Source organism: Microvirga sp. BF8 (genome assembly GCF_059888585.1).
Window position 1 is genome coordinate 3,427,501 of sequence record NZ_CM187619.1, and the last position, 26,394, is coordinate 3,453,894.

The 26,394-nt window shown below is 64.9% G+C and carries 20 protein-coding genes and 1 pseudogene; 8 read left to right on the forward strand and 13 right to left on the reverse strand.

From position 1 onward, the window contains the following. Window positions 1-426: 426 nt before the first annotated feature. Window positions 427-996, reverse strand: coding sequence for a hypothetical protein (locus AC522E_RS16230; RefSeq protein WP_500747289.1), 570 nt, complete (start codon window positions 994-996; stop codon window positions 427-429). A gap of 2 nt (window positions 997-998) precedes the next feature. Continuing rightward, window positions 999-1,754: a DUF8534 domain-containing protein gene (locus AC522E_RS16235; protein ID WP_500747290.1), complete on the reverse strand. Its 756-nt coding sequence runs from the start codon at window positions 1,752-1,754 to the stop codon at window positions 999-1,001. A 680-nt stretch (window positions 1,755-2,434) separates the two neighbouring features. Between AC522E_RS16235 and AC522E_RS16240 the strand changes: the two are divergent. Continuing rightward, a pseudogene (locus AC522E_RS16240) lies at window positions 2,435-2,635 on the forward strand (hypothetical protein); the annotation flags it as partial. 158 nt (window positions 2,636-2,793) lie between these two features. Next, window positions 2,794-3,009 (forward strand): hypothetical protein, encoded by a 216-nt coding sequence (locus tag AC522E_RS16245; protein ID WP_500747291.1) that lies wholly within the window; start codon window positions 2,794-2,796, stop codon window positions 3,007-3,009. Window positions 3,010-3,324: 315 nt separating this feature from the next. Here the strand turns inward: AC522E_RS16245 and AC522E_RS16250 are convergent, their stop codons facing one another. Continuing rightward, the gene (locus tag AC522E_RS16250; protein WP_500747292.1) at window positions 3,325-4,653 is read right to left on the reverse strand and encodes a DUF8535 domain-containing protein; all 1,329 of its coding nucleotides are present in this window, start codon (window positions 4,651-4,653) and stop codon (window positions 3,325-3,327) included. A gap of 66 nt (window positions 4,654-4,719) precedes the next feature. On the opposite strand from AC522E_RS16250, the gene AC522E_RS16255 reads away from it, so the two are divergent. Next, on the forward strand, window positions 4,720-5,067 hold the full coding sequence (locus AC522E_RS16255) for a hypothetical protein (protein ID WP_500747293.1): 348 nt from the start codon (window positions 4,720-4,722) through the stop codon (window positions 5,065-5,067). 283 nt (window positions 5,068-5,350) lie between these two features. On the opposite strand, the gene AC522E_RS16260 is transcribed toward AC522E_RS16255, so the two are convergent. The 7 genes from AC522E_RS16260 to AC522E_RS16290 form a co-directional block, all read right to left on the reverse strand. Next, window positions 5,351-7,606, reverse strand: a complete 2,256-nt coding sequence (locus AC522E_RS16260; RefSeq protein WP_500747294.1) for a TniQ family protein — start codon at window positions 7,604-7,606, stop codon at window positions 5,351-5,353. Then, window positions 7,603-8,574: a TniB family NTP-binding protein gene (locus AC522E_RS16265; protein WP_500747295.1), complete on the reverse strand. Its 972-nt coding sequence runs from the start codon at window positions 8,572-8,574 to the stop codon at window positions 7,603-7,605. Before AC522E_RS16265 ends, AC522E_RS16260 begins: the two co-directional genes overlap by 4 nt. Then, window positions 8,571-10,823: a TnsB C-terminal domain-containing protein gene (locus AC522E_RS16270; protein ID WP_500747296.1), complete on the reverse strand. Its 2,253-nt coding sequence runs from the start codon at window positions 10,821-10,823 to the stop codon at window positions 8,571-8,573. Before AC522E_RS16270 ends, AC522E_RS16265 begins: the two co-directional genes overlap by 4 nt. Window positions 10,824-10,825: 2 nt before the next feature. Beyond that, window positions 10,826-11,584 carry a hypothetical protein gene (locus AC522E_RS16275; RefSeq protein WP_500747297.1) on the reverse strand — a complete coding sequence of 253 codons (759 nt, stop codon included), beginning with the start codon at window positions 11,582-11,584 and terminating at the stop codon, window positions 10,826-10,828. 484 nt (window positions 11,585-12,068) lie between these two features. Next, window positions 12,069-14,042, reverse strand: coding sequence for an AAA family ATPase (locus AC522E_RS16280; RefSeq protein ID WP_500747298.1), 1,974 nt, complete (start codon window positions 14,040-14,042; stop codon window positions 12,069-12,071). A gap of 12 nt (window positions 14,043-14,054) precedes the next feature. Continuing rightward, window positions 14,055-14,408, reverse strand: a complete 354-nt coding sequence (locus AC522E_RS16285) for a hypothetical protein (protein WP_500747299.1) — start codon at window positions 14,406-14,408, stop codon at window positions 14,055-14,057. A gap of 72 nt (window positions 14,409-14,480) precedes the next feature. Further along, a complete protein-coding gene (locus AC522E_RS16290; RefSeq protein WP_500747300.1) occupies window positions 14,481-15,125 on the reverse strand; it encodes a hypothetical protein in 645 nt (214 codons plus the stop codon). A 318-nt stretch (window positions 15,126-15,443) separates the two neighbouring features. Here AC522E_RS16290 and AC522E_RS16295 point away from each other — a divergent pair, with 318 nt between their 5' ends. Next, window positions 15,444-16,766, forward strand: coding sequence for a DUF4365 domain-containing protein (locus AC522E_RS16295; RefSeq protein ID WP_500747301.1), 1,323 nt, complete (start codon window positions 15,444-15,446; stop codon window positions 16,764-16,766). Further along, window positions 16,766-18,223, forward strand: a complete 1,458-nt coding sequence (locus tag AC522E_RS16300; protein ID WP_500747302.1) for an argonaute/piwi family protein — start codon at window positions 16,766-16,768, stop codon at window positions 18,221-18,223. The genes AC522E_RS16295 and AC522E_RS16300 overlap by 1 nt, the downstream gene beginning before the upstream one ends. Before the next feature lie 349 nt (window positions 18,224-18,572). Here AC522E_RS16300 and AC522E_RS16305 read toward each other — a convergent pair whose 3' ends face one another. The 3 genes from AC522E_RS16305 to AC522E_RS16315 all read right to left on the reverse strand — a co-directional run bounded on the left by AC522E_RS16305 (window position 18,573) and on the right by AC522E_RS16315 (window position 22,586). Beyond that, window positions 18,573-20,072: a sulfatase-like hydrolase/transferase gene (locus AC522E_RS16305; protein ID WP_500747303.1), complete on the reverse strand. Its 1,500-nt coding sequence runs from the start codon at window positions 20,070-20,072 to the stop codon at window positions 18,573-18,575. A 2-nt stretch (window positions 20,073-20,074) separates the two neighbouring features. After that, complete coding sequence (locus AC522E_RS16310) at window positions 20,075-20,707, reverse strand: response regulator (RefSeq protein ID WP_500747304.1); 633 nt, start codon at window positions 20,705-20,707, stop codon at window positions 20,075-20,077. A gap of 133 nt (window positions 20,708-20,840) precedes the next feature. Then, the gene (locus tag AC522E_RS16315; protein WP_500747305.1) at window positions 20,841-22,586 is read right to left on the reverse strand and encodes a histidine kinase; all 1,746 of its coding nucleotides are present in this window, start codon (window positions 22,584-22,586) and stop codon (window positions 20,841-20,843) included. A 466-nt stretch (window positions 22,587-23,052) separates the two neighbouring features. Between AC522E_RS16315 and AC522E_RS16320 the strand changes: the two genes are divergently transcribed. The 3 genes from AC522E_RS16320 (at window position 23,053) to AC522E_RS16330 (ending at window position 26,251) form a co-directional block, all read left to right on the forward strand. Then, complete coding sequence (locus tag AC522E_RS16320; protein WP_500750729.1) at window positions 23,053-23,976, forward strand: formylglycine-generating enzyme family protein; 924 nt, start codon at window positions 23,053-23,055, stop codon at window positions 23,974-23,976. Between the two features lie 104 nt (window positions 23,977-24,080). Continuing rightward, on the forward strand, window positions 24,081-25,736 hold the full coding sequence (locus tag AC522E_RS16325; RefSeq protein ID WP_500750731.1) for an arylsulfatase: 1,656 nt from the start codon (window positions 24,081-24,083) through the stop codon (window positions 25,734-25,736). 146 nt (window positions 25,737-25,882) lie between these two features. Continuing rightward, entirely contained in the window at window positions 25,883-26,251 is a 369-nt protein-coding gene (locus tag AC522E_RS16330; RefSeq protein ID WP_500747306.1) for an Ig-like domain-containing protein, read from the forward strand. Window positions 26,252-26,394: the final 143 nt, after the last annotated feature.

Consider the following 26,394-nt stretch of genomic DNA (forward strand, 5'->3'; position numbering starts at 1 on the left):
ATTCCTTGGGCGCAACCTCTGGGGTGGCTCCGCTTGGCGCTTGGGCTTCGAAGAAGATGGAGGGAACGAGAAAATGAGAGGCTAACCGGCTCGTCTCGCCAGAGAAATATGGGGATCATGCTTAACGTTGCAAGAGCCCGAATGGCGGAGGCCGCGTCCTGCTCGGCCCCGATCGTGACCTAGGGAATTTGGAGGGCGACAGCCCCTTTGAGACTCCGCCTGTCTGAATTGTTTAGTGAATTTCGGTCTCGGCGACAATGGCCTTGGATCAGAACGACATCAACCCGATATGGGCCGTGCTCAAGCGACAGGACTCCGGGATTGTGGGAAAGCCGCGCATGGGAGCGTCCCTATCTGGATCACGATTCTACGGCTGCCGACAAGCTGACGACATGGCCAAACGTTGTGCTACTGAAGGCACTACCATCACCCCGGCTTGGCGCTGGTGATCATCCACCGGATGTCGGACCAGAGGCGGTCGTCTGCTTCTTTGGCATTATTGGTGCGGAACCTGTCGTGCTCGATGACAGGGGACGGTGGTCCACCGGCCGTACGGTTCACGTTTTCGAACAACGCACGCAGTCGAGCCTTCCGCTGTCGGTATGTCTCGTCCTGATAACCCATTGTCTCGACGACAACGGTAGAATGGAGAACGTCAGGCCCTTCCGCGGTCAGGACGAAGTCAGGCAGACATAACTCTCTGGCCTCGCCGTCACCGAGCGGTCCAAGATCAAAGAGCGGCTTCGAGATGTCGACGGTGATGCCGAATTTCTCGGCCAGCCAATTCCGACAGCGAAGGATCTGTTTCAAGGATGCGCGTTCGAGGTCGCTGTCCACCAGGGTGAGGCGGTTCCATGCGACACAGGGATGGGCATATGCTCGAACGATTGTGGCATCTTGCGAAGCAGGCGTCTCCCGCGCGACCACGCCGATCACCAAGTAGGGCGGCCGTCGCGCGATCTCCCCCTCACCAAAAGTCGAAAGGGTGCCGGTCACGTCTATCGGAGGGATGTCCTGCCGCGTCGGCAAAAGCCTTCCACCCTCGATTCCGCTGAAGGTTGAGATAAAGATTCCGTGCGGCCTGCCCCACCCCAATCGTGCTGCTCTCCGGCGACCTTTGTCTTCAGTTCTGCGAATTCATGGAGCGACAAGGCAAGCCATTCATCGAGCGGAGTTCCAGGAGCGATATCCACGTGCGCGGCGGCGGCCCTGATCGCATCGAGTTGGGGATCGAGCTGCCAGCGCGGTCCGTCGCCCATCCCGATCCGATCCAAGCCCGCGAGGGACAGCAACTCACACAGCACCCGAGCCAATCCCGGACGGCTCCTGTTTGTGGTCACGTGACGCGTCTGTCTTGGTTCCTGGCGACGCCTCGCCTCGAAGGGCGGTACGAGCCTGAACGTCAGCTTCCCATCCGCCGATCGGGGAGACCGTCCATAGGACCGAACCATGGAGTGCTGGGATTCCGCATCCCGCTCGAATACGCAGGTTTCCGCATGCTCGGTGCCGTACCCGCGATCCTCCCTCCGAATTCCTCCTTTTGCCAAAGGGAACAGAAGAGGCGGCCGTCCACCGACCTTCGTGCAGTCGCAGGCGATCCAATAATCCTGCAATCTCAACGTGCGGGTGAGATTCTCGCCATCAGGCCGAGCTTCAGGCCGTGCAAACCGCCCGAATGCCTTCCTAAGCGTGTCGACATCCGCCTCAGCGAGGCGTTTCCCGTGCCCGAAGCTCCCCTTCTTGACCTTGAGCATCTGTCCTGTTTCCTGGTGTCTTGCATTTGCGGGATATTCCCTATGGCTGATAGGGGGACAGCACCTTGCCTTGCAATGACAATCCGCAATTCAATCCCGATGGGCAGTTCGGACCTGTCATCCAATGGAGAAGCGGTTGGAGGCTGCTTCTGTCCTTTTTAGGACGCATTCCCGAGGAGGTGGCCGCCTCGTGCGGTCTCGTCTCCCCTGATGGCGACGGATACTGGAGCAGTGGTGACGCAAGGACCACATGGGAATGCAAGGAGATAATCGGCCTGCTGATCTCCTCCGCGGTCGAGGACGGCTTTTGCCCGCCGGATGCCAGAGCGGCGGCCGATGCAATCCCCGACGGCTACATCGAGTCGGAGATCTCATGCGTGGCACTGGAGGACGTCCCCTAAATCAACCGCCCCACGACCATGCGCCGAAACACCTGTAATGACCTGGCCCCGCAGGCGCATGGTGGCCAGCCCCGGGAGCACCTGCTGGGGATTGCCAATGGCATCCAACCCAAGTCGACGATGGGATCGGGTTCCCCTTTCCTCAGGGTGAATTCCGAAGCCTGTCCTCGGTGCCGACCAGCGTGAAGATGTCCGCAAGCGCGTCCAGCGCCGCCACGAGCCACGTATCCCTTGCGGCGTGGTCCAGTTCGTCCGCTGCCTCCGGTGGGCACGTCGACTGAGGCCGGACGGATGAAGCCGTCCTCCTACTACGACCGCGTGGTCGACGTGATGGAGGAGTTGGTGAAGTTCACCCTCCTGACGCGCGACCGCTCGGACTACCTCACCGACCGCTACAGCGAACGCAGGGAGGCGGCGGAGAAGGAAGCCAAGCGGCTGGCCGCCATGGCCATGAGCCACGAGGTCAAGGCAGCCGAGTAGCCGACGATCCTGGACGGCACGGTTCCATCGAACGGTATTGGGTTGCATACAAAGGGAACGGATCAGGGCATTTGGCGTTACCCGGCCGACAGCGGTCAACGCGAACGGCCATGCTTGTTGCCGGGCTGAGTGACTTGCCATATAGTGGGGCCATGATCATGAGCAGCATGTCCATCCATCTCGAGCATGGCTTTACGCCTGACGGACGCTATCACGTCATCACGTCGCCTGACATCGAAGGGTTGCTCGTGATCGGCGACACGCTTGAAGAGGCCGAGCAGGAGGCCCTGATCCTGATCCGGGAAATCCGCCGGATCCAAGGCCACGCGGCCGAGGCGATCAAGACGGTCGAGTTGGAAGAAGTCGCAGCCTAAGTACTGACCTTGATATACTGCGTTGATTTCAAGGAGGTGGAGAGCTTCCTCCTGACGAAGGGGTACGTGCGGCAATATTTGGAGGGCGACAGCCCCCTTGAGACCCCGCCCATTTGAATCCTCTGGTGAATTTCGCTCCGGCGACACCGGCTTTGGACCGGAACGACATTGCCTTGCGATTGACTGGACTTAAGCGACAGGATTCCAGGATTGTGGGGCAGCCGCGGATGGGAGCGTCTCTACCTGGATCACGATTCTACGGCTGCCGACAAGCTGGCGGCATGGCTAAACGTTGTGCCACTGAAGGCACTACCGTTACCCTGGCTTCGCGCTGGTGATTGTCCACCGGATGTCGGACCAAAGGCGGTCGTCTGCATCTTTGGCATGATTGGTGCGGAACCTGTCGTGCTCGATGACAGGGGTCGGTGGTCCGTCAATCGTACGGTTCACGTTCTCGAACAATGCACGCATTCGTGCCTTTCGGTGTCGATATGCTTCGTCCTGATATCCCATCGTCTCGATGATGACGGTGGAGTGACGGACGTCAGTCCCATGTGCGGTCAGGACAAAGTCAGGAAGGCAGATTTCTCTTGCCTCGTCGGCCGTACCCGGTCCTACGTCGAAGAGAGGCTTTTGGACGCTGACTTGAACGCCAAGCTTCCTTGACAGCCATCTCCCGCAACTAAGAATCTGAGCCAGGGTTTCGCGTTCAAGACTGCTGTCGACCAGTGTCAGGTGGTCCCAGTCGACACAGGGATGAGCATAGGCCCTGACGATTGCCGCATCGGGGGACGCCTGGGCTTCCTTTGCCACCAACCCGATTACAAGGTAATATGGGCGACGGGCATTACGTGCCTCTCCGAAGATCGCGAGTGTGCCGGTTACGTCGATTGCGGGGATGTCCCGTCGTGTCGGGAGAAGCGTTCCCTGCCCGATCTCCTTGAATGTCGAAATGAAGATTCCGTGTGGCCTGCACCCGATCCAATCCTGACCCTCAGCGGCGACTCGTGTCTTCAGGTCTGCAAGTTCCTGTAGCGATAGGGCCAGCCATCGGTTGAGTGGCACGCCAGGCGCGATATCGATATGGCCCGCGGCAGACCTGATCGCTTCAAGTTGCGGGCCGAGCTCCCGCCGCGGGTTTTCATTCAAGCCGATATAATCCAAGCCGGCGTCGGCCAGGAGCTCGCACAGCATCCTTGCAAGTCCCGGACGGCTCCTGTTGGTGGTCACGTAACGAGTTTGCCGGGGTTCCTGGCGGCGTCTAGCCTCGAAGGGCGGAGCAAGCCCAAACGCCAGTCTCCCCTCCGGCGACCGGGGAATCCGTCCATAGGACTGAACCAAGGTACGTTGGGATTCCGCATCCCGCATGAACTCACATGTTTCCGCATGCTCGGTCCCGTGCCCACGATCCTCTCTTTGAATTCCACCTCTTGCCAGGGGAAAAAGGAGAGGCCGTCGTTCGCCAACCTTCGTGCAGCCACACCCGATCCAATGCCCCTCCATGCTCAATCTGCGGGTGAGATCCTCCCCATACGGGCGGAATTCCGGTCGCGCAAATCGCCCGAACGCCTTCTTGAGTGTCTCGACATCAGCTTCCGGGAGGCTCGTCCCATGTCCGTAGCTGCCCTTCCTAAGCTTATACATCTGCCCTGAATCCTGGTGTCTTGCGTTCCCGGCGGTTCCCCTACGGCTGGACAGGGAGACACCACTTTGCCTGACAATGACAATCCGCAATTCATTCCGGATGATCAGTTTGGCCCTGCCGTACACTGGAAAAGCGGCTGGATGCTGATGCTGTCGTTTTCAGGCCGCCTGCATCAGGAAGGGGCTGCCCTGTGTGGCTTGGTTTCGCCTGATGGCGACGGCTACTGGAGCCGCGGGAGTCTCAGGACAACCAATGAATGCAAGGAGGCGATCGGTATACTGATCTCGTCCGCAGTGGAAGAAGGCTTCCAGCCGCCCGATGCAACGGCAGCGACGGATGTCATTCCGCCCGGTTTCATCGAGAAGGAAATCTGGGGCATCACCGAGGAGAATTCCTCCGGGTTGCATTGCTGAGAAATCCCGCGTTGAACTCCTTGGCGTTGCCGTCCGCAGCCACGACATCCTGAAGGAGGTCGAGGAAGCCCACGGCGCTGGGAGCTTCCTCAATATCGATCACCCTTGGATCAGGAAGCAGATCAAATGGACTTTCATTCCGACAGCCCAGTCCTGTCGCAGGACCGTCTCGCTGCCGCAGCCCGGTGCCGCTCCGTCAGTGTGGAGCCGGAGGGCTAAGCGCTTTGGGAGCGCAGACCGGCGTTGCTGACCCGGGTCGGTTGGAGCATTCGGACCCGCTCCTTCAGGACATATCCCGCAGCCTCGCCTCGGTTCCGACCAGCGTGAAGACGTCCGCAAGCGCACTCAGCGCCGCCACGAGCCAGCGATCCCTGGCGGCATGGTCCTGCTCGCCTACAGCCTCCGGCGGGCACGTCGAGCGGAGCACGCAGTGCCCCTCGCCGTCCCTCACCATGACGAGACCGGGTAGGCGTTCCGCCAGCACGGGTTCGACGAGACCGGCGATGCGGTAGCGGCGCTGGCTCAGCTTGGCGGAGCAGTCGACCGTCAGGTCGATGGTCTCCCCGAGCCTCAGCAGGGCGGTGACGCGCTTGGTGATCGCGGTGTACCAAAAGCCGCCGTCCGCAGTCGCGATCCGGGGGGTGCGCCAGCGCCGAACCCGCGGGAGTCCTGCCAGCCAGCGCTCCGCCTCCGGCATCGTCCCGAGATCGTCAGCGCGGCCGTCGTCCGGGAACAGGGCATTCACCTCAGCCCGCGACGCCAAGCCCACGGCATCCCGCCCGACCTTCAGGACTTTCACGCCGGCGTCGGTGAGGTGGCGCGCAACCGACCTCGGATGGCACCTAAAGCTGTGGGCCAGGCGATCGGTCGCGACATACCTGGCGCATACCTCGTCCAAGGACTGGGGACAGACTCCGCCGCGCCACAGTTCCTGGCCGACAGTGAGTAAGTGTCCTTCCCTGACCAGCATCCGCACGGTCGCGAGCGACACCCCGAGCCTTCTCGATGCCTCTGAGACGGAAACGCCGGGATCCTGCGGCCTCACCCCGGCCTCGGCCGCATCGAACCTCAGGGCACGGAAGCCACGGCCCCTCCCTCCCCTTCCGGCCGGAATGACCTCCCCCGACATCACGAGGCACGCCAGGACCCCGCTCCTGCATCGCATCGTGGTCGCCTTGCGCTCGAACCCGATCGACGGGACGGTCGGCTTGGCAAATCCGGCGAGGCGCGAGAGCAGCGCGGCGACATCCGGCCTGTGGTAGGCCTTCGAGCGGGAAACCCGGTCGCGTTTCGGCACGCACCGCAGGAGCGATGCCTGCTCCAGCTTTGCAAGGTCAGTGACCCGCAGGCCGAGGGCAAAAGCGGTCTCGCGGGAATCCATCGCGGTGTCGATGGCCGCCCTCGCGGGCTCGACCTCCTCGAGCGTGAAGTACAGGCGCGAGGCCCCTCCCCTCGGGCCCGGCGCCACGTCGTCGAGGCCCGGGATCCGACGCACCGCCCTGGTGCCGATGCCGAGACGCGCCGCGAACTCGGTGAGCGTCAGCTTGCCATCGGGAACCTGGGTGGGTGGCTTGCTCCTGCCGCGCGCCGAGCGGCGGCCATGCCCGTCCACGATGTCGACCATCGTCCCGAGGATGATGGCGGCAAGTGGATCGGGCCGGACCCGGAGCAGGTCGGCGAACCATCCGAAGAGACCTCCGACCGACCGCTCCGCACGTGGCGGAAGGGCTGCCGCCTGCCGATCGGCATGTTCGCCGAGGGACTGATGGAGATCGGACCGCGCGGATGCCAGGGCAGCGTATCCCTTGGCCTGACGGGCCACCAGCACCTCGCGCAGGACCTTCGGCTTGTGTTGCGGCTCGCCCAGCAGCATCGCGCCGAGCGTCCGCACGGTCCACATGACGTCGTCCAGGCGGTGGGGGTCGAGCAGGGGTGCCGGACGGGGCGGGGCACCGGAGAGCCGGCGGACGAGGTGGAGTTCCAGGCCCTCCAGCGGTTGCTCCAGCCGCGGGGACTCGATGGGCAGGTAGCGGCCGTCGTGATCGAAGGCGAGATCGGTCGGGGCCCAGGTGACCCTGCCTGTCGCCGGATCCCCGAGGATCGGGACACCGTGGTACGGGCACGTCATGTAGAACTTGAAGTCCCAGAACACCCGGTGATGAACGCTCTCGTGCAGGCAGGCCGGGCAGTAGCGGCGGTGCCTGATCGACCACGTAAACCTCGTCACCTCCTCGCCGCGCACCTCCGTCCGGTTCCCGATCCTGCGCGCCGTGTTGGCCTCTAGGTCGTCCAGGCGTTCGACCTCCGAATTGGCGGCAATCCGCAGGCACGTCATCGGGGAAAGGTAGCGATCGTTCAGGCCGAACTGGATGCAGAAGGGCGGGACGCTCGGCTGGCCGTTCGCCCGCAGGGCGCGGCGCAGCCAGCCATGCGCCGTCTCGAACTCGAGCGGCTCCGGCGCATAGCGGAAGGCGACCGTCGTCGAGAACTCCTCGCCGTCCGGCCAGAACCCGCCGCGGAGGGGACCGAGGTCGTTCATTTCGGCACCTCACGCCGGCCCACCATGTGATCCTCGAGGCGGTCGACGAAATGCGTGAAGGTGTCGCCGGGCCGCCGGAAATGGACCCCCATGGCGCGGAGGTGCTCATGCCGGATGCACTCGGCGTTCTCACCGAGGGCACGCTCGGCTGCGTCCCGCACGTGCAACCCGGTGAAGGCGGGCGAACCGTTCGACAGGTCGTAGAAGTGGGCGGCCCAGACGGCGAGCCCAGACTTCCGCTTGAATGGCAGCAGCTCATCCAGGTCGTCGAGGTACATGGTGTAGTCGTCGCGGCCGCCGCGATGCCAGTCCATGCCGACGACGACGTGGTTCGCAAGGCGCCCGATGTAGGGATGGCCTGTCTCGATCAGCCTGTGCGTCGCGGCAGACCCGACCAGCAGAATGTTGCAGATTCCTGCGTCGCGGACTGACCGAAGGTTCGTCATCAGGTCGGCTGCATACTTCACGTTCCGGTTGATGACCCAGCCGATGTCATCGATGACCCAAAGCTCGACGCCGAAACGGTCAGCCATCTCCATCGCGAGCCGGGTAAGAAGCCGGATGTTCGGCCTGTCGCTTTGGACGACACCGGTCAATTGCTCGATCGACGCGATCATGACGTGCTTGGCCGACCAGTTCGACGTGCACTCGACGTGAACGACGGGGGTCGTCTTCCGGTCGGACCTGCGGCCGTTCACGTCGGCGGCGTACCGCTCGACGATCCTAGTCTTTCCGGAGCGGAAGTCCCCGACCAGCATCTTCATCTGGCCTTTTCCTACGATCCCCTCGCCGACCGGGTAATGCAGCCTCTCGACGAAGCGGTAGCCTTCCCGGAACGCCGGGTGATCGACGTGCATCGTCTCGACCATCCCGAGCCGTTCGGCCATCGGGATCCGGTCGACGGTCCTCCGGGTCTCTTCCGTGAACCTGGTCGTGTGGAAGGTGCGCGGTGCGCGAAGCCCGATCATTCCGACCACCCCCTTGCCCTCTTCATCGCGGCGATGCGCTCGAGTTCCGCATCGACGTCCTCCTGCGTCGGGACGGACGGCCCGGGGGCGGGAGGCTCTCCCGGCACCCCGCGGTCGATCTCGACCATGCGCCCGTCCTCCCGCCTGTACTGGCGGACCTTGCCCGCCCGCTCCGGATCCGGCGGCCTGTGGATCGGCGACGCATTGGGCGGCAGTGCTTCCGTCTCGGGTACGGACGGCAGGTTGACCATGTCGAGGACATCGGCGCTCGCCGTCGGGCTGTGGGTGCCGCGCGTGATGGTGCTCGCGATGCGCTTTTGCTGCTCGCTCATCTTGATGCGGGTGATGATGCCCTCGATGTCGTGGAGCTTGCGGAGGTCGTCGATCTCCGACGAGAGCTGCGCAGCCGCGCTGTAGTGCTCGGCCAACAGCGCCTTCGCCCTGGCCTCGTCCGCCTCGACCTTGGCCTGACGCTTCAGGAGTTCATGGACATCCTTGGTCAACCCTGTGGCATAACCCGCGTCGGCCGGACAGACCGGCACCTTCAAGGGCTCCTCGAGGAAGTCCGCATGCACCCAGATGGCGCTGAGGTCGTTCGCGTTCCTCAGGCAATCGTATTGCGCGCCCTTGGTGTGCCGCTCGTGGAGCGTGATTTGGGTCAGGTCGGGCGACCAGTAGGTGATGTAGTCGAAGGTCACCCCCTGCCGTTGGATCGTGAGTTGTTTGCGGTCCCCGGTCAGCCTGTCGAAGATCAGCGGGTTCATCATCGGGCGGCGGGGAATCTTGCCGATCTCGCGGTCCCAGATGGCACTGGGCACGCCGACCGAGTTGCGGGTCAGGCCGATGCCCTTCTTGGGCAGGACATTCAGGTTCGTGCAGATGAAGTGCACGATCAGGTAACGGAGTTCCGAGAGCTTCAGCATCGGCGGTTTCCGTGTCTCCTCGTGGAGCTTCCGTTCTTTCACGTTCCCCATGACGGTGCCCGGCACCATGTGTCCGACCTCTTCGTTGACGTAGCGGTTTGCCGCCTCGAGCCCGCCCTTGAGCTGGGGCGATGCCGGGGCGAGTTCGACGATGTCGAAGCCAAGGTGCTTGGCGGCCAGTTCCATGCTGTGTCCGACGAAGTGCGCGGCGCGGTCGACGACGAGGAAGAGGAACTTCCCGTGGAAGCGCCAGTCGAGGCCGGGATAGGCCTCCATGTCCTTCGGCTGCCAGGCATGTCGCAGGGCCTCGACGAAGCTCTCGAACGAGGGGGCGCCAACCGCGAGGGCGAAGCCGAGGATCACGCCCGTCTTCCGGTCACGGATCATGATCAGCCAAGGGCGGCCCAGCGGGATCAGCTTGACGTCGTCGCAGACCTCGCAGTCCATCTGAAGGTCGTCGACCTCCACGGTGTGCAGCGGACATTCCGGAAGCAGACGCCGGATGATCGAGCCGTGGCGCCGGGTTGCGATCTCGGCGTCATATCGGACGTAATCCTTAACGTAATCCGGGATGGCCTTCATCCTCCGCTGCACCGTCCGGAGGTCCGGCAACTGGTCCGGATCGAGTCCATAGAGCCTCCTGCACACCCTCATCAGGAAGCCGAGCGCATGGGTGGCCCGTCCCTTGGGCAGCTTGAGGGCCTTGAACAGGCAGCGCTGCATCAGCTTCTCGACCGCATCGCCGAAGATGCTCGGTTGGGCGAGAGCCGTCGATTTCCGCATGGCTGTCTCGACCGGGTCGTACCACGCGTTCTGGAGGTTCTTGTCGATCTCGCGTAGCACGGTCGACCAGCAAGGGATCTCAACCCCCGTCGGCGCACCCTCGATCGTCGTCATGATGCGCTCGATGGCCGTCCTCGATCGCTTGAACCGGGGATCGAAGTAGCACTTGCGGGCGTACCAAGCCTTCGTCTCCTCCCAGGTCCAGCCCTCCCCGAGTTCCAGCGTCAGGCCCGATAACCTGCCGCGGCCCGCAGCGGTCATCGGGTCGCACGAGAGCGGCCGGATGCCGTTGTTGGCTTCGAGGATCTCCAGCGACGCGTCGGTCTCGTAGAACTTCCGGCCGTTCGTCGCCATCTCGGCGAAGACGATGATCCTGGGGTGGGCGGCATCGCCGGGAAGGATCGACTCGACGGTGCAGATGATCTTCTCCGTCGGGATCCAGGGCTTGCCGCGGACATAGACGTCACCGACCGCGATATCGACTTCCTGTACGGGGCGTGAGGATCCGAACAGGGCGAGCCAGGCAGGATTGTGGACGTTCATGCTTACCCCTCCCCTGCCGGGGGCAGCCACGTGGCGTCCGACAGCCCGTCTCGGTGGTCGAGGCGGATCTCACCGCTCACGGCCATGGCGGAGATGGTCGGGAGAACCCGATCGTACTGACTCTCCCATACGGTGCCCTCGAACCCGGTGGGGAGACGGACCGAGCGGCGGATTTGGCCGATGGTCGTCGGCAGCCCCAGTTGCATGAGGGCGCCGCGGACCGCGATGAGCGCCTCCCGGTCCCGTGTCTCCTTCGAGTGCGCGTACAGCACGACGAGGTTGGAGTAGAGCGGCTCGACCCTGAGCGTCACCTCGTCGACGGCGCCGTAGAGGATCCCGTGATCCTCGAGATAGACCTCCTTCAGCAGTTCGGCGCGCCTCTTCCAGGTGGGTGACGCGAGGACGGAGCGCCTGACGAAATCGAGGACCTGGACGGTGCCGTCCTTACGGAGCACGGCGAAGTCGGGCACGTGTCGGAAGGTGATCACCGATCCGTCCGCCTCGAAGGCATGGAAGGTGATCTCGTGCGGGCGGTCCGCGACAAGGGCGGTGCCCGGGTTCGTCAGCACGTGGATCATCCCGGCCTCCTGGGTGGGATCGTGCGCGAACACGAAGCCCCTTGCGGCGAGCCCCGTCGTCATCTTCGTCCGCGAGGGACCGCGCCGCTTTGGCTTAGGTTCGTCCACAGGCACGTGGCGGTGGCGATCGAGCCCGAAGTTCGCAGGCTCGATGCGGGACGGTCTGGAGGTCGGTCTCCTCATGGCATGGCTCTTTCGTTCCCGCCGACGGTGTCGTGCAGGTTGGTGGAATCCGATGTCGCTTGCGGGCGCCGCTCCGGCTGTGGGTGCGCCGGGTCGGCCTGCCCAGGGCGACGGCTACGGTCGTGAACGCAACGTCGGGCGAGGCACCCGACGCAGGCTCCCGGACGCGTCCGGGCAGGCGGCACGAGTCCTTGGCGAGGCGGGCCGGGAACCGTCCATTCCGACGCGGGACGCGCGGATCGGGATGGCGGGGCTTGTCAGGCGCATGGCAAAATCCTCCCTGGTCCGCGGGCAGGCGCTCGCGGATTCAATCCCTCTGGAAAGGGTCGCTGGTCAGACTCCGAAGGTTTCAGTCCATTCGATCCGGGCTTGCGCGAATCGACCCAACCAGGATGCACGTTTTGGTTCCCGCGTCCGGGACTTTCTCGCAGTCGGCAGGATTCGCGCGAAGTCGCCGTGCGCGGCCAGCCATTCCTTGCGAGTCCTATGGACCAAGTATGGCGACCGGACCGGCGCCGGGCTCGGCGAGGACGGCGGACATGTCCGCCGGGGAGGCTCGCGCATGCAGTCCCAAATGATCGGAAAGCCTCCCCAGGGCGTTCCTGCGCGCGCCCAGCATCGCGCGTGCGCGTCCCAGGCATTCGCTCAAGGTCCGCTCCACCCCAGCCCTGAGCGCGGGATCCGCACGGAGCCGCGTCACTAGCCCGGAGTCATCCCTCGGCGACAGGTACACGAGCCCATCGCCCAGCCCCAACGACACTTCCATGGCGGTCGCGATCACCGTTGCCTGCTGGAGGTCGCTCCCATCGGACCCGCCGCCTCCGTCGCCCCAGGCGCCGAGCACGATCTCCTCTGCGGCGAGCCCCGCCAGAAGCACGGTGATCTCGGCAAGGTAGCCTGCACGCGTGCGCATCGCGCCGGAGCGACAGTAGGCCGTGTGGCCGGCGGTCGACCTCGGCGAGACCTCGCGGTACACACAGACCTCCGTGAGGGTCTGTCCGGTCTCGTCCGCCAGCAGGCAGCCGACGACCGCGTGGCCCGCCTCGTGGATGCAGACGCGCCGGAAATCGGCCTCGGAGAGACGTCGCCTCCGCGGCAGGGCGGCGGTGAGGTCGTGCATCCCGAGATCCCGCCGCTCGCGCCGCGCCATGCGCCGGGCGTCGCGCACCACCTGCTCGATCACCGCACCCGTCGCGCCCTCGAGCCGCTCCGCCGCCTCCGTCAGGTCGGTGCCGGGAAGCGCGCCGCCGAGATGGTGCCGCAGGATGCCCTTGCGTGCCTCCAGGTCGGGCAAGGGAATGACGACGTGCCTGTCGAGGCGGCCGGGACGCCTGATCGCGGCATCGATCTTCTCCGGCAGGTTGGTGGCGCCGACGACGACCACGCCCTCGCGCCCCTCCGCGCCGTCGAGGCACTCGAGGAAGCCGTTGATCACCTCGCGGCTGTATTGCTCGTTGTGCCCGCCGAGCCGCTCCCGGTCGCCGAACGAGTCGAGCTCGTCGACGAACAGGATGCAGGGCGCGTCGGCCTTCGCCTCCTCGAAGGCGCGGCGCATCGCCTTGAGCAGGTCGTCGAGATGGCCCTTGGCCTGCCAGCGCGCGAGCGAGTGCAGGTGGACCGGAACCATGCACGTGGCGGCCAGCGCCCGCGCGAAGATGGTCTTGCCCGTCCCGGGCGGACCGCTGACGAGGATGCTCTTGTCCATGTCGCGCCACTGGACCCGGCCGGACCTATAGTCCGCCATGTCCAGTGCCAGCGACCGTCCCCACTCCGCTGCCTCGCCGAGCCCATGCAGGTCGTCGAGCGTGGGAGCATCTCGGGCGTCATGCACGGAGCGAGACGTGGCCCCGCCCGTCCGGGCCGCCGTCAGCAGGCGGACCGCCTGTCGCAGGCTGCGATCACGCCTGACGATGGCGCCGATCATGGCGAGCGGGACACCGCCTGCCGCCTCCATGAGGTCGGCAGGCGGCGGATGTCCGAGGACGGCCTCGAGCGAGCCCTTGAGTGCACGTGGGTGAACCGGGGCGGGCGTGAGAATTGCGTCGGCGGCGGCGCGGAAGAGCTGCGGGAAGTCGGCCTGGGCCGGGGCGATGGCGAGAAGCCGCGAGCGTGAGGCCAGCCTCTCCCTCAGGTAGGCGACATCCGCCTTCGACCGCTTCCTCCTGCCGCCCTCGAACGTGATCACTTCGTACTCCGGGTCGAGCATGGCGAGACGGGGATCGAAGCCGTCCCGGGCCGTCCTGCGCAGGAGGACTTTCGCGGCCGCGACGAACACCTCGCGATCGTCGTCGTCGGTAACCGCGATGCCGACGATGCCGGGCTGTCCGCGCAGCACATGATGCAGGCCGGCATTTCGCAGGGTGCGGACGAGGAGGCTGCATGCCAGCGTCTTGCCGACGTCGACCGGACGGGGTGCTGTCTCCTTGCGCCTGTCGGGGAGGTTCCGCGCACGGGTCATCGGTCCTCTCCTTTACGTGCGCGGACTGCCGGCTGGGACCACGAACGAGCGGTCCTTCCGGCCGAGGGCGTAGAAGCGGGTGATCGTGCGCGCGTAGCCGAGGGTCGGAGCGAGCACCCACAGGCCCGTGGTGACACCCTGCCTGCCGTCGGCAATGGTCGGGTGGTTGAACATGATCCCCGTCAGGCATGGATCGGGGCGCGTGATTCCCTGCCAGTCGTGAATCGTCGGGCACGAGGCCAGGCGGGCCTTGTCGGGATGACGTCCCCGCCGGATGTCGTCGAGGTCTTGCACGAGGCCGCGCAGCCGATGGATCTCGGCCTCCAGCTCGGGCGCCGGGCCATCGTTCCTGATGATAAATGTCATAAGCATGCTCCGTCGCGTGCGGCACCGAGGAGCGGCGGCCGGCGACTTGCGGTGTTGGTGGATGCGATCGGTTCAGTCGTGGCAGCGGGAGACGCGGGTCTCCGGGCCGATGCGGTGGTCGTCGAGATCCATCTCGACGAAGCGGCGCAGGGCCATGGCGGCAATTGTCCCTATCGGATCACGTCCGTCGCGTATGACCTGCATGCACACGGCGAGCGGCATCGGACCTTGTTCCTCAAGCAACGTCAGGAGACGCACGCGATCCCCGAGCGAGACATGGTGGTTGGCGTAGCGTAGGAGATCGCGGGCATTGTCGAGCCGGAAGCCTTCCGGAAAGTCACTTTCGGCGAGGACTTCGTATCGATGGCCTGATGCGAGGGCCACTTCCGCGAGCAAGGGCGGCAGAGGCGCTTCGCGATTCAGCGGAAGCACGTCGATCAGAGTTGTGCCCGACATTCGGGTGACCGCGAAATCCGGCACGTGCGGACCTTGCGCGTGATGCAGAACCATCGGCAGGCACGACCACGTGATCACGGTTTGATCGACGTCGAGCAGGCATGCGAAATCACGTGCCGCGCGATGCCGGAACATCGGCCGACCCTCGCATCGGGCCGTGCCGCGGGGGCTGAAGGAGAGTGCCGATGCCTCCTCGCGGATGCCGGCCAGGACATTGAGGCCATCGTCGACGCGGATGGCGAAAGGTTGGGAGACTGGCATGGGTACGCTTGTCCCATTGCGGACGGCGGATGCCGTCGCGTGAACCGATAGGGCGGGCTCAGGAAATCAGCGTATCGAGGCTATTCGGATGCCGCACGGCCGCACGGTGCGCGGAGGGCGCAGTCCGGTATCGGCGACGAATGCGGGAGTCTGGGACATAGACATGAACAAATAGGAAACCTGCTCGGCTTGTCAATAGGAAAATTTCGGTTGTTCATGTGGCTGACGATTCCGGGATGACGTGGCTTCACACGCCGTGCAACCCGCGCAACAATCGAATCCGGTCAACAATTTTCTCAATCTCCCAGCGCACGGTCTATGTCCAAAACCATTACCAGCAACCAGATCACCGGGGAGATGGGCGAGACAGCCGTGAAACTCCGGTTTCTCGACATGGGCTTCCAGTTCGACACGCGATCCCGGCTCGAGGCCGGCATCGACGGTATCGCCGAGGTTATGGATTCAGGGCGGCCCTTGGCGCGCATGATCGCTGTGCAGGTCAAGGCGACGGATTCGGGGACGTACCCCTCCGAGGATGAGGTCGGCTTCAGCTACTCGCTCAGAAGCAAGGACCTGGAGTACTGGCGGCCATCGAACCTGCCCGTTATCATCGTCCTCTACCGACGATCCGACGCGTCCCTGTACTGGCAGGCCGTGCCGAGTGGGTTCAATGACGGCGAGCGTCGCCTTCGCTTCGTCAAGGAACGTGACGTCCTCGACCGCAATGCCGTTGACCGCCTTGCCGCTCTCACGGTCCCGAAGAACGGCTTCGGCCATTACGTCCCTCCTCTCGGGGAAGGCGAGGACGCGCTGGTCAACATCCTTCCCGTCATCCTGCCGCCGGAGATGTACGTCGCGTCAACCCCGCACTCCAGTCGACAGGCAGGTGCGATCCTGCTCGATGGCGATGAGCCCGCGCGCTTCGATTGGACGATCCGCGGCGGCACGTTCTGGTCGTTCCACGATCCCAGGACCTCGCCCTGCCGCGAGATCGTCGACGTCGATCAGGTCGAGGCGATCGAGACCGCCTATCTCGCATTCCATGAGGACATTGACGAGCAGAACAACTTCGCCTTCCTCCTGAAAAACGCGCTGCGCCACCAGTTCCGGAAGGACCTCGGCTGGCAGAAGAAGCATGGACTGCTCTACTTCATGGCGCACGAGGCCAACCAGCCGCGGCGCTTCGCTTACGAATCCTCGAAGAAGAAGACCGAGGCCGAGGTCGTCAACGTCTCGCGCGACAAGAAGGACCCGGCGCGGGTCGGGTTCGTCCGCCACCATGCCTTCGTGCCGCGCTTCGAGCTACTTCAGGACCAGTGGTTCCTGGTCGTCAGTCCCTCGTACCACTTCACCACCAACGGCTTCATTCCCCATTCCTTCCCGGACGCACTGCTATCCGGCAAGAAGCGGCTCGACAATAGCGCCTCGCTGCGCGGTCAGGTGATCATGTGGCACCGCTTCCTGACCTGGGCGGAGCCGGCCGACGATCTCTTCGCGCAAGTTAGCGCGATGGAACCGCATCTCAGGTTCGGAGAGCCCCCGCAGGTTGCCCTCGACAGGCGCGTTCCCGAGGACGTCTGGGGGTCGCAGAAGAGAAAGGTGGATGAGGCAGACGCAGACCAGGAAAGGCTGGATCTCTGATGAAGTTCGAGAGCAGGATCTTCGACGAGCCGCAACTGGAGTTCGGCGACAAGTTCCATCATCCGGATCCGCGCCTCGGACTCGTCGAGGCCGGCCCGCTCCAACCCTTCGTCGGAGAAGTGATCAGGATTGGGGTCGTCGGCAGCGCCAAGACAATCGAGGGGACGCAACGGTTCCTCGAGTCATCCGCAGGCGGGTTTGCCGGGATGTCGGATCGCCTCCCCAACCTGCACCCTGCCTTCCCGGGACTCGGCAACCAGAATCCGTTCCGCTGCAAGTTCGAGATCCCCGAGGGTGCGACCGCAGTGCTGTCCCAGGGCAGGATCGACCGGATCACGCGCGAGCCGAACCATGAGAAGTCCCTCGATCTGGCGGTCGAGGAGATCGTCGCGCAGTTGCAGGCACTCGAGGAGGGCAGCAACAGGCCGAACGTCGCAATCGTCGCCCTTCCGGTCGCGCTGATCGAGCGCGTGTGGAATGCGAAGGTCGACTCCCGCGGCACCACGGAGAAGGAAGACAGCGGCGGCTCCGATGCCCCTGATTTTAGGGGCATGCTCAAGGCCAGGTGCATGGGTCTCAGTTTCCCGATCCAGATCATCTGGGAGGACGTGATCGACGACAAGGTCGTGATCCCGCGAAAGGTCAAGGAAAGTAGTTCGCGCAAGATCCAGGACGCGGCAGGAAGGAGCTGGAACCTGTTCTCCACTCTCTACTACAAGGGCAGCGGACGGGTTCCGTGGCGCAAGATGCAGCAGGAGGGTGAATTCACGGCCTGCTACGTCGGTGTCAGCTTCTACCGCGAGGCCGGAGGGCAGCAGCTCTTCACCAGCTCGGCTCAGATGTTCGACGAGCGCGGACGAGGATTCATCCTGAAGGGCAACCGGGCCCATACCGAATCCCGCGGCAGGCATCCCTACATGACCCGCGAGGATGCGCGGGACCTGATCGCCAATGTGCTGGCGGCGTATAAGAACCATCACAAGAACCTCCCGGCCCGCGTTATCGTCCTCAAGACGTCGCGGTTCCGGGAGGAGGAGGCGGACGGCATCCTGGAGGCCCTCGACGAGGCCGGGACGGAACTGCGCGACCTGGTCTGGGTGCAGGAGTCCTACTCCATGAAGATCCTGCGGGACGGCAACTACCCGGTCATGCGCGGCACGTTCATCGAGCTCGGCAGGAACGGGCTGCTCTACACGAACGGCAGCATGCCCTACTACGGCACCTATCCGGGGCTTTACGATCCCAGGCCGCTGCTGCTGTGTCCGCATCCAAGTTCCGACAACCCGGTTTCGAAGATTGCCGAGGAGGTCTTCGCGCTGACCAAGATCAACTGGAACTCGACCCAGATGAACCAGCGGCTCCCGATTCCGATCCGGGCTGCGAGAAAGGTGGGAGAAGTCCTGAAGTACGTTCGCGAGGGCCAAGTCGTAAGTTCGGATTACCGGAAGTACATCTGAGAGAGAGCGCCGATCCGCCGACACGGGCAGGTTATCAAAGGCCACGGAGCGTGGATTGCCTCTAGGTCAAGTGCAACGACAGAAGACATTATGAATGTCCGCTCATCAGGCCATTCCAGAACATTAGCGCACTTCCGCCTCGTGCCATAAGCGGCCCTTCCGTTATGCATGACGCAGCCCTATTGCTGGATGGTAGGCTCCTGACCGTCTTCATGGTCGTTCGAGCGAGAAGGAATCGGGAGCGGTGACTGCGGTCGTACCCATTCATGACCTCTTGGTGCTGAATGGGCTGAAGGCATACATGTTGGCTTGTCGTGCGTGTGATCTCGGTCTCACCGTCAAAACCGCGTCATGTTCGCCGCCGGCGGGTTCGGATGCCTCGCGAGACTCCCCTTGTATTCCCCTCGGCTTTCAGCACCGGCCCGATCACCCACTCGTACATCGCACCGATATTGTACTCCTCTCGCGGATCTGCCTCGATGTTGAAGACCTTGGGGTATCCGTTCATCGGCGCCGCGCTTCCGCCGGTCCCTGCCAGGATGTTCGTGCCGCCCCAACCGCTGCGGCCTGGCGTGACGTCGGCAAAATATGCCCGGAACTGCTTCCACCGCACGGCCAGGAGATCGGGGCCGACGAAGGTCAGCAGATGCTCGCGTCCTCCCGTCGCGCTCGTGCCAAGCAGCAACTGGGTCTGGTCGATGCCGTCGACCGGGCGGTCGTCCGGCACCTTACCGCCTGCCAGGCGTGCGAACGTCGGGAAGAAATCCATGATGGAAACCATTGCCTGGGACGTGCGCGGAGTAATACGCCCGGGCCACCGGATGATCGCGGCCGTGCGGATCGAGCCTTCGCTCACGTCGCCGAGCTCGCCACGGTACGGTCCCGGCGAGCCCATGTCGGGCATGTCCCCGCCGAACTCGCGCACGACCGCGCCCTGGGGGCCGTTGTCCGACGCAAACACGACGATCGTATCGTTCTCGAGGCCCAACTCCCCGAGCGCGTCGAGCATCGTGCCCACGATCGCATCGCCCTCCATCAGGGAGTCGCCGAACTGGCCGATGCGTGATTGGGCCTCGAAGCGCTTTGACGGGAGGTTCGGGAAGTGCGTCCGGGAGATCGGCAGGTAGAGGAAGAACGGCCTGCCGGCCGCTTTCTGCCGCCGCATGAACTCGGTCCCCCGGTCCGCCAGTTCCCAGTCGATCTCCCGCCGCACCTCGGCGGTGTAGGGCTTGACCGCCCGCAACGGCTCGCCCGTCCTGGCCTCGACGATCTGCGGCCCCTCGTCCGGCGGGATGTCGATCGACCTGGTCCGGTGGCCCTGGGAAACCTTCAGGAAGGCGTCCCAGGTCGCCGCCGGCGGAATGCCGTAGAACTCGTCGAAACCCTGGTTCTGCGGCTGGCTGTGGGGCTCGCTCCCCAGATGCCATTTGCCGAAGATCGCCGTGGCATAGCCAGCGTCGCGCAGCATCTCGGCCATGGTGACTTCCTGAGCCGGGAGCGAGATGGCCGTGCCCTCGACCGCGACCAGCGAGAGCCCGGAACGGATGGAGTAGCGCCCGGTCATGAAAGCGGTGCGCGACGGGGTGCAGCCCGGCTCGACCAGGAACTGCGTGAGCCGCAAGCCCTCAGCGGCGAGCCGATCGATGCGCGGGGTCGGAGCGCCGCGCAACTCTCCACCGCCGTAAATCCCGATGTCGCCGTATCCGACATTGTCAGCGAGAAGGAAGAGGATGTTCGGCTTCGGTTGCTGTGCCTGGGCCGTGGCGACGATCAGCGGCTGGGACATGAGAGACAGACCGATCGCGAGCGCGCCCATGACGCGGCACGACGATTGCGACGATTGCTGCATGTTCACGCCTCCACCAGTCCGTTCCGGATCGCGTAGCGGATCAGCGCCGCGGTCGTGTCGAGATTGAGCTTGCGCAGGGCCAGGGCCCGATGGGTCTCGACGGTCTTGGTGCTGATGCTGAGGATGTCCGCGATCTGCTTGTTGGTCTTGCCCTCGGCGATGAGCTGGATGACGGCCTTCTCGCGAGCCGTCAGGGCCGACGCGTCCGCAGTCCCTTTCGACAGGTAGGTTTCGAGCAGGGCCTCGGAGACCTTGCCCGTGAAGAACGGCTTGTGGGCCGCCAGGGCCTCCACCGCCGAGACCAGAAGCGCCTGGGCATCCGACTTGAGCAGGAAGCCGCGGGCACCGGCCTCGAGGACGTCGTGGATCAGGCTGTTGGTGTCGTGCATGGTGTAGATCAGGACTTCGATGCCGGGCACGCGCCCCCGGATCTGACGGGTGGCCTCGACCCCGTTCACCAGCGGCAGGGCATAGTCGAGGACCACGACATCGGGCCGAGTGGCCAGGGCCTGGTCGATGGCCTGCTTGCCGTCCCTGGCCTCGCCGACCACCTCCCAGCCTTCGTGGCCCTCCAGGATGGTCCGGACACCGGAGCGGACCACGTCGTGATCGTCGGCGATCAGGATGCGCGTCATCGCGGGACTTCCTTCGTCGACCCGATGGCCGGCCCTTGACCGGTGTGCCCGGGTCCCGAGGCAGGATACACCTCCGCGCCGCCCGCCCCACCTGCGCGAAACCCTGAATCTGCGGGAGGCAGACCCTGAAAGTTCAGGAGGAGACCTCGTCGTCCGCCTTGGCCCGGCCTGCCCGCCATGGCATCCGCAGGCGTCCGGCCCGTGGCGGCGCCAGGCCAGTCCCGGGGATCGGAACCATCGCGACGACGCAGGTGCCGCTGCGGCCGGTCCGGATCCTCAGGCTGCCGCCGAACTGCTCGAGGCGGGCCCGCATCCCCGCGACGCCGACGCCGAGCCGGACCGTCCCATCCGGCCGGGCCGGATCTACCATGCCATGCCCGTTGTCACGGATGCGGACGACCAGCCGTCCGGACATGATCCGGGCGACGACCGACACGTGCGAGGCATCGGCATGGCGGTGAACGTTGGTGAGGGCCTCCTGCACCACGCGCAGGATCGCTCGCTGGAGCTCCGGCGGCAGGTCGTCGACCTCCTCCGGAATCCGGATCCGGGCGACGAGTCCCGTCCGCCCCGCGAAGCCTTCGGCAAAGTCCCGCAGCGTGGCCTGGAGACCATCCTGCGCCAGGTTCGGCGGGTGCAACAGGTAGGTGAAGATGCGCAATTCACGCAGCGCCTCGGTCAGCAGGCCCGCGACCTCGGCCAGGGACTTGCGGCCCGCCTGGCTCCCCCGGACCTCCGCCTCGAGACCCGACAGCCCCAGGTTCGCCGCCACGAGGTGCTGCGCCGTCGAGTCGTGCAGCTCGCGGGCAATGCGTTGCCGCTCCTCTTCCTGGAGGGCGAGCAGTTGCCCGGACAACTCGCTGACCTGCCTCTTCGCGCCGGTGACCTGATCGGACAAGACCCGGAGCGGCTGTTCGACCTGGCGGGCCGTGAACCAGGCGGCAAACCCCGCGGCGAGCAGGAGGAGAGCCGCCGGTCCGGCCATGCGCCACAGCGCGGCGGTGACGGGTGCATCGAGATCGGCCAGCGGCACCGCCACCACGCTCGTCCAGTTCGTCGCACCCGAACGGCGGAAGGCGGCAAGGACCGGGACCCCACGGTCATCGACGGCCTCGACCGTCCCCGTGATCGTGCTGTCCGATCCGGCGTCGGCGAGCCGGACGGCCAAGGCCGCCGGGGCGGGCAGGTCGGACCCCTTGCGACCGTCCCGGTCGGCGACGATCGGCAGGAGCTTGCGGTCGTAGAGTCCCTTCGCCCAGCTATTCGGCACCACCTGGTCATCTAGGATCGCGCTGAGCCGCGCCTCCGCCAGGATGATGGTGATGTGGCCCCTCATCCCGCCGTCCGGACCGTCGAGCCGGAGGCTGAGGGCCACGATGATGCTGCCCTTCAGGGGAGCCAGCATCCGGCCGGACACGGACCACCTCCGATCGCGGATCCGGGCCAGTTGCTCCTGGTGGTTCGGGAAGTCCACGTGCCGCGGCAGCGGCGACCCGTACGGGCGCAAGGTGTTGGCCACCTGGCGCTCGAGGTCGTTGAGCACCAGCCAGGAGCCTTCCGGAACGGGCGTTTCCTTGAGCTGGCCGTAGAAGGCCTTGATGTCGCCCGAGAGGAGCGCCGGGGATCTGGACAGTCCCTTCAGCAGGTAATTGACCGCGGCGACCTCCTGGTCGAAGCCGAAGGACAGGGCCTTGGCCGCCTCCAGGGCGCGATTCTCGATCGCGTGCCGCTCCTCGGCAGCGCGCGAGAGCAACAGGGCCGCGGCGACGACGCAGGCCGCAACGGTGATGGCCATGAAGGTCAGGGCGATCCGGTGCCGCAGACGGGCCGGCAGGCCCGAGAGCGAGCGCGCTACCAGCGGGACGGTGCCATTGCCCATGACGACGGTTTCCGGCTGCAAAGGGAACGCAACGGGATCAGGGTCGCGACAGGCCCTCGGTCCGATAACCTATGTTAAACCCTGAGGCCCTTCGCTGTCGACCGGGGTCGATCCGGAGCCTGGGCGACTCCAGCGATGCGAACCGAGGGCCTGAATCAGGGTCTGCCTCCATCGATTTCAGGATATTCCCCAATGGACCCTCGGCAGCGAACGGGACGACACTGCCGCAATAAGGGACGGGAGCAACGGTCCCTGCGGTTGTTCGATGCGGACAAGCAGGTGGCTCGTGTGATCAGCCAAGCTCCGACAACCCGTCCGCGATGCGTACCTTCCGGAAAGCCTTGGGCCTTCCCGCCGGCTCGACACGCTGGCCGCGCACACCCTTTCGAGGACCGATGCCATGACCGATGCGGACCTGGTCGAGCGGACGGACGAGACCATCACCATTCTGCCGGACGACAGCGGCATGATCCGGATCCCCGGCGGCACGTTCCGGATGGGGTCGGACCGGCACTATCCCGAGGAGGCGCCGGTCCACCGTGTTACCGTCGACGGCTTCTGGATCGACAGGATGCCGGTCACCAACCGCCAGTTCCGCGACTTCGTCCGCGCGACCGGCTACGTCACGGTCGCGGAAATCGCACCAGACCCGAAGGACTATCCCGACGCCCTGCCGCACATGCTGTTCGCGGGCTCGCTCGTCTTCAGCCCGCCTGACCATCCGGTCGATCTCCATCACTTCAGCCAATGGTGGGCGTTCAAGCCCAGGGTGAACTGGCGGCGGCCCTATGGGCCGGGCTCGTCGATCAAGGGGCTGGACGAGCATCCGGTCGTGCACGTCGCCTATGCCGATGCGGCGGCCTACGCCCGCTGGGCCGGCAAGGATCTGCCGACTGAGGCCGAATGGGAATTCGCGGCGCGCGGCGGGATCAATGGCGCCGAGTTCGCCTGGGGCGATGAATTCACACCGGGCGGATGCCAGATGGCCAACACCTGGCAGGGTGCCTTCCCGTTCCAGAACACGCGCGAGGATGGCTACGAGCGGACGTCGCCTGTCACGGCCTTCCCGCCCAACGGCTATGGCCTCTACGACATGATCGGCAATGTCTGGGAATGGACGAGCGACTTCTACGCGCCGAGGCATCCGGCCGACGCTCCCAAGGCCTGCTGCATTCCCGAGAACCCGCGTGGCGGCCAGGAGGACGAGAGCTACGCTCCCTGCGAGCCCGGGATCCAAATTCCGCGCCGGGTGCTGAAGGGCGGCTCGCACCTGTGCGCGCCCAACTACTGTCGCCGCTACCGTCCCGCAGCGCGTCACCCGCAGCCGGTCGACACCTCGACGAGCCATGTCGGTTTCCGCTGCATCATCCGAGAGAGGAAGATCCCATGAACAGTGATCGTGCATCCTCACAGGCCCCCGGTGGACGCTTCCGCGTCCCGCGCATGCGAGCCAAGGCTGCCCTGATCGGGGCCACGGCCCTGATCTCGGCAGCAATGGCGGCTCCGGCCGTCGCGCAGGCACCGACGCAGAAGCCCAACATCCTGTTCATCATGGGCGATGACATCGGCTGGATGCAGCCCAGCATCTACCACCAGGGCCTCATGGTCGGTGAAACGCCGAACATCGACCGCATTGGCCGTGAGGGTGCGAAGTTCATGACCTACTACGCCGAGCAGAGCTGCACGGCAGGTCGCAACGCCTTCTTCACCGGCATGCATCCGCTTCGGACCGGCATGATCCCGCCGCAACTGCCCGGCAGCCCGTCCTATCTGCGGCCCGGCACTCCGGCTATCGCCAAGTTCCTGTACGACCTCGGCTACAACACCGGTGAGTTCGGCAAGAACCACCTCGGCGACCACACCGACTCGTTGCCGACTGCGCATGGGTTCCAGGAGTTCTGGGGCTACCTCTATCACCTCGACGCCATGCAGGGCGTGAGCTTCCCCGACATCAACAAGACGCCGACCGAGCAGACGGTCGCACCGGTCTGCCGCAGCACGCCGATCCCCGGTCTTCCCCTTGATCCGGCGGCGGTCGATCCCGCGACCACCCCGTGCCTGACGCCGCCGCGGCCAGTGATGTGGTGCAGGTCGTCCGACGGCACCGCGGCGAACCAATCCTGCAAGGATGAGGGGCCGCTGACGCTCGAGCGCTCGAAGGGCGTGGATGAGGAGATCTCCGCCAAGGTCATCGACTTCCTCGACCGCAACGATCCCGAGAAGACCAAGAAGCCGTTCTTCGTCTGGTACAACCCCGCGCGCATGCACGTCACGACCGTTCTGCCGGACAAGTACATGGCGATGGTGGGCGAGCCCGGCGGCAAGGACTGGGGCGTCAATGAAGCCGGCATGAAGCAGATGGACGACAACATCGGCTACGTGCTGAAGAAGCTCGAGGAGATGGGTGAACTCGACAACACGATCGTCGTGTTCACCACCGACAACGGTGCCGAGACGATCACCTTCCCCGACGGTGGCACGACACCCTTCAAGGGCGGCAAGCTGTCAACCTGGGAGGGCGGCATGCGCGCCCCGCTGGTCGTGAGGTGGCCAGGGCACATCCAGCCCGGAACGGTCAAGAACGACATCTTCGCATCCCTCGACTGGTTGCCCACGCTCGTCGACATCGCTGGCGGCGCCAAGGGCAACGAACTCAAGGCCCGGATCGAGAGAGGCGAGTATCCCGGTATCGTCAGGACGACGCTCGATGGCGTCAATCAGCGCGCCTACCTGGAAGGCCAATCGGACAAGTCCGCCCGCGACACCTTCTTCTATTACTCGGGCAAGGACCCGTCCGCGGTGCGCTACAAGAACTGGAAGATTTACTTCGCGATGGTGTCCGATGCGCCGACCGGGTTCCTTGCCGGTGTCCTTCCCTACCACTGGAGCCAGGTGGTCAACATCAAGCGCGATCCCTTCGAGACGTCGATCGGGCAGCAGGCGAAGTCGCTCTTCGGCATGGCCGGCGCCCTCGCAGGACCAGCCACGGCCTACGTCTACGACTGGAACCTCCTGCCGATCGGCCAAGCGCTCTGGCTGAGGGAACTCGAAACCTACCGGAAGTTCCCGCCGATGCAGGATCCCGCGAGCTACAACCTCGAGCAGGTGATGGAGCAGCTCAAGAAGCCGCCAGCGACCCCGGGACAGTGACCCGAGCTGAAGCGAGAACACGCAATAGACCGCCCGAGATCGGCGGGCATCACTCAGACCAGATGCCCGCCGATCGCAAGCCAACAAGAAAACCCTGTGTAGGGGCTTACCTCAATTACATGCAGAGGAATGGAGAGGAGGTCGTCATGAAGAAGTCATTGTCGCTCGTCGTGCTCCCGTTGGCGCTTCTATCGGCCAGCCCAGCTCTGGCCCAGAGCATGTGCGTCATCGCGGGCAATCGGGCCATCATGGGAGCCAATATGGAGGGCGCCTTCGACGTCCAGGCCGGACAGGGGTGCATGTCCGACATCAGCCCGCAAGGCACCCTCGCCAGTTCCGAGATCAGCCAACGGCCGCAGCATGGCACCCTGAGTATGGTCGACAAGGACACATGGACCTACACGCCCGCTCAGGGCTACCGCGGCCCCGATGCCTTCGCGATCACGGCGAAAGGGCAGAGCATTGACGAGAAGCCCGGCACGTCCGTGCTCAGCTACAAGGTGACCGTGAAGTAGCAGCGAACGGTGCGTGAGCCACTCACGCGGCTCCGATGGGAGGTGCCGGGGACACAGGGGCTCGGCGTTCACCGTGTTGTCACATCCTCGCATCGACGACGGTTTGGTGCGGGGAAGCCGACGAAAGCCGACTAGACGAGAGG

Excerpts from the sequence above, each read along its gene's own strand:
- AC522E_RS16265 (WP_500747295.1), bottom strand. The coding sequence starts at position 8,574 with ATGATCGGGCTTCGCGCACCGCGCACCTTCCACACGACCAGGTTCACG.
- AC522E_RS16315 (WP_500747305.1), bottom strand. The coding sequence starts at position 22,586 with ATGGGCAATGGCACCGTCCCGCTGGTAGCGCGCTCGCTCTCGGGCCTG.
- AC522E_RS16295 (WP_500747301.1), top strand. The coding sequence starts at position 15,444 with ATGTCCAAAACCATTACCAGCAACCAGATCACCGGGGAGATGGGCGAG.
- AC522E_RS16290 (WP_500747300.1), bottom strand. The coding sequence starts at position 15,125 with ATGCCAGTCTCCCAACCTTTCGCCATCCGCGTCGACGATGGCCTCAAT.
- AC522E_RS16245 (WP_500747291.1), top strand. The coding sequence starts at position 2,794 with ATGAGCAGCATGTCCATCCATCTCGAGCATGGCTTTACGCCTGACGGA.
- AC522E_RS16280 (WP_500747298.1), bottom strand. The coding sequence starts at position 14,042 with ATGACCCGTGCGCGGAACCTCCCCGACAGGCGCAAGGAGACAGCACCC.
- AC522E_RS16305 (WP_500747303.1), bottom strand. The coding sequence starts at position 20,072 with ATGCAGCAATCGTCGCAATCGTCGTGCCGCGTCATGGGCGCGCTCGCG.
- AC522E_RS16260 (WP_500747294.1), bottom strand. The coding sequence starts at position 7,606 with ATGAACGACCTCGGTCCCCTCCGCGGCGGGTTCTGGCCGGACGGCGAG.
- AC522E_RS16310 (WP_500747304.1), bottom strand. The coding sequence starts at position 20,707 with ATGACGCGCATCCTGATCGCCGACGATCACGACGTGGTCCGCTCCGGT.
- AC522E_RS16235 (WP_500747290.1), bottom strand. The coding sequence starts at position 1,754 with ATGCTCAAGGTCAAGAAGGGGAGCTTCGGGCACGGGAAACGCCTCGCT.
- AC522E_RS16285 (WP_500747299.1), bottom strand. The coding sequence starts at position 14,408 with ATGACATTTATCATCAGGAACGATGGCCCGGCGCCCGAGCTGGAGGCC.
- AC522E_RS16330 (WP_500747306.1), top strand. The coding sequence starts at position 25,883 with ATGAAGAAGTCATTGTCGCTCGTCGTGCTCCCGTTGGCGCTTCTATCG.
- AC522E_RS16320 (WP_500750729.1), top strand. The coding sequence starts at position 23,053 with ATGATCCGGATCCCCGGCGGCACGTTCCGGATGGGGTCGGACCGGCAC.
- AC522E_RS16325 (WP_500750731.1), top strand. The coding sequence starts at position 24,081 with ATGGCGGCTCCGGCCGTCGCGCAGGCACCGACGCAGAAGCCCAACATC.
- AC522E_RS16300 (WP_500747302.1), top strand. The coding sequence starts at position 16,766 with ATGAAGTTCGAGAGCAGGATCTTCGACGAGCCGCAACTGGAGTTCGGC.
- AC522E_RS16250 (WP_500747292.1), bottom strand. The coding sequence starts at position 4,653 with ATGTATAAGCTTAGGAAGGGCAGCTACGGACATGGGACGAGCCTCCCG.
- AC522E_RS16275 (WP_500747297.1), bottom strand. The coding sequence starts at position 11,584 with ATGAGGAGACCGACCTCCAGACCGTCCCGCATCGAGCCTGCGAACTTC.
- AC522E_RS16270 (WP_500747296.1), bottom strand. The coding sequence starts at position 10,823 with ATGAACGTCCACAATCCTGCCTGGCTCGCCCTGTTCGGATCCTCACGC.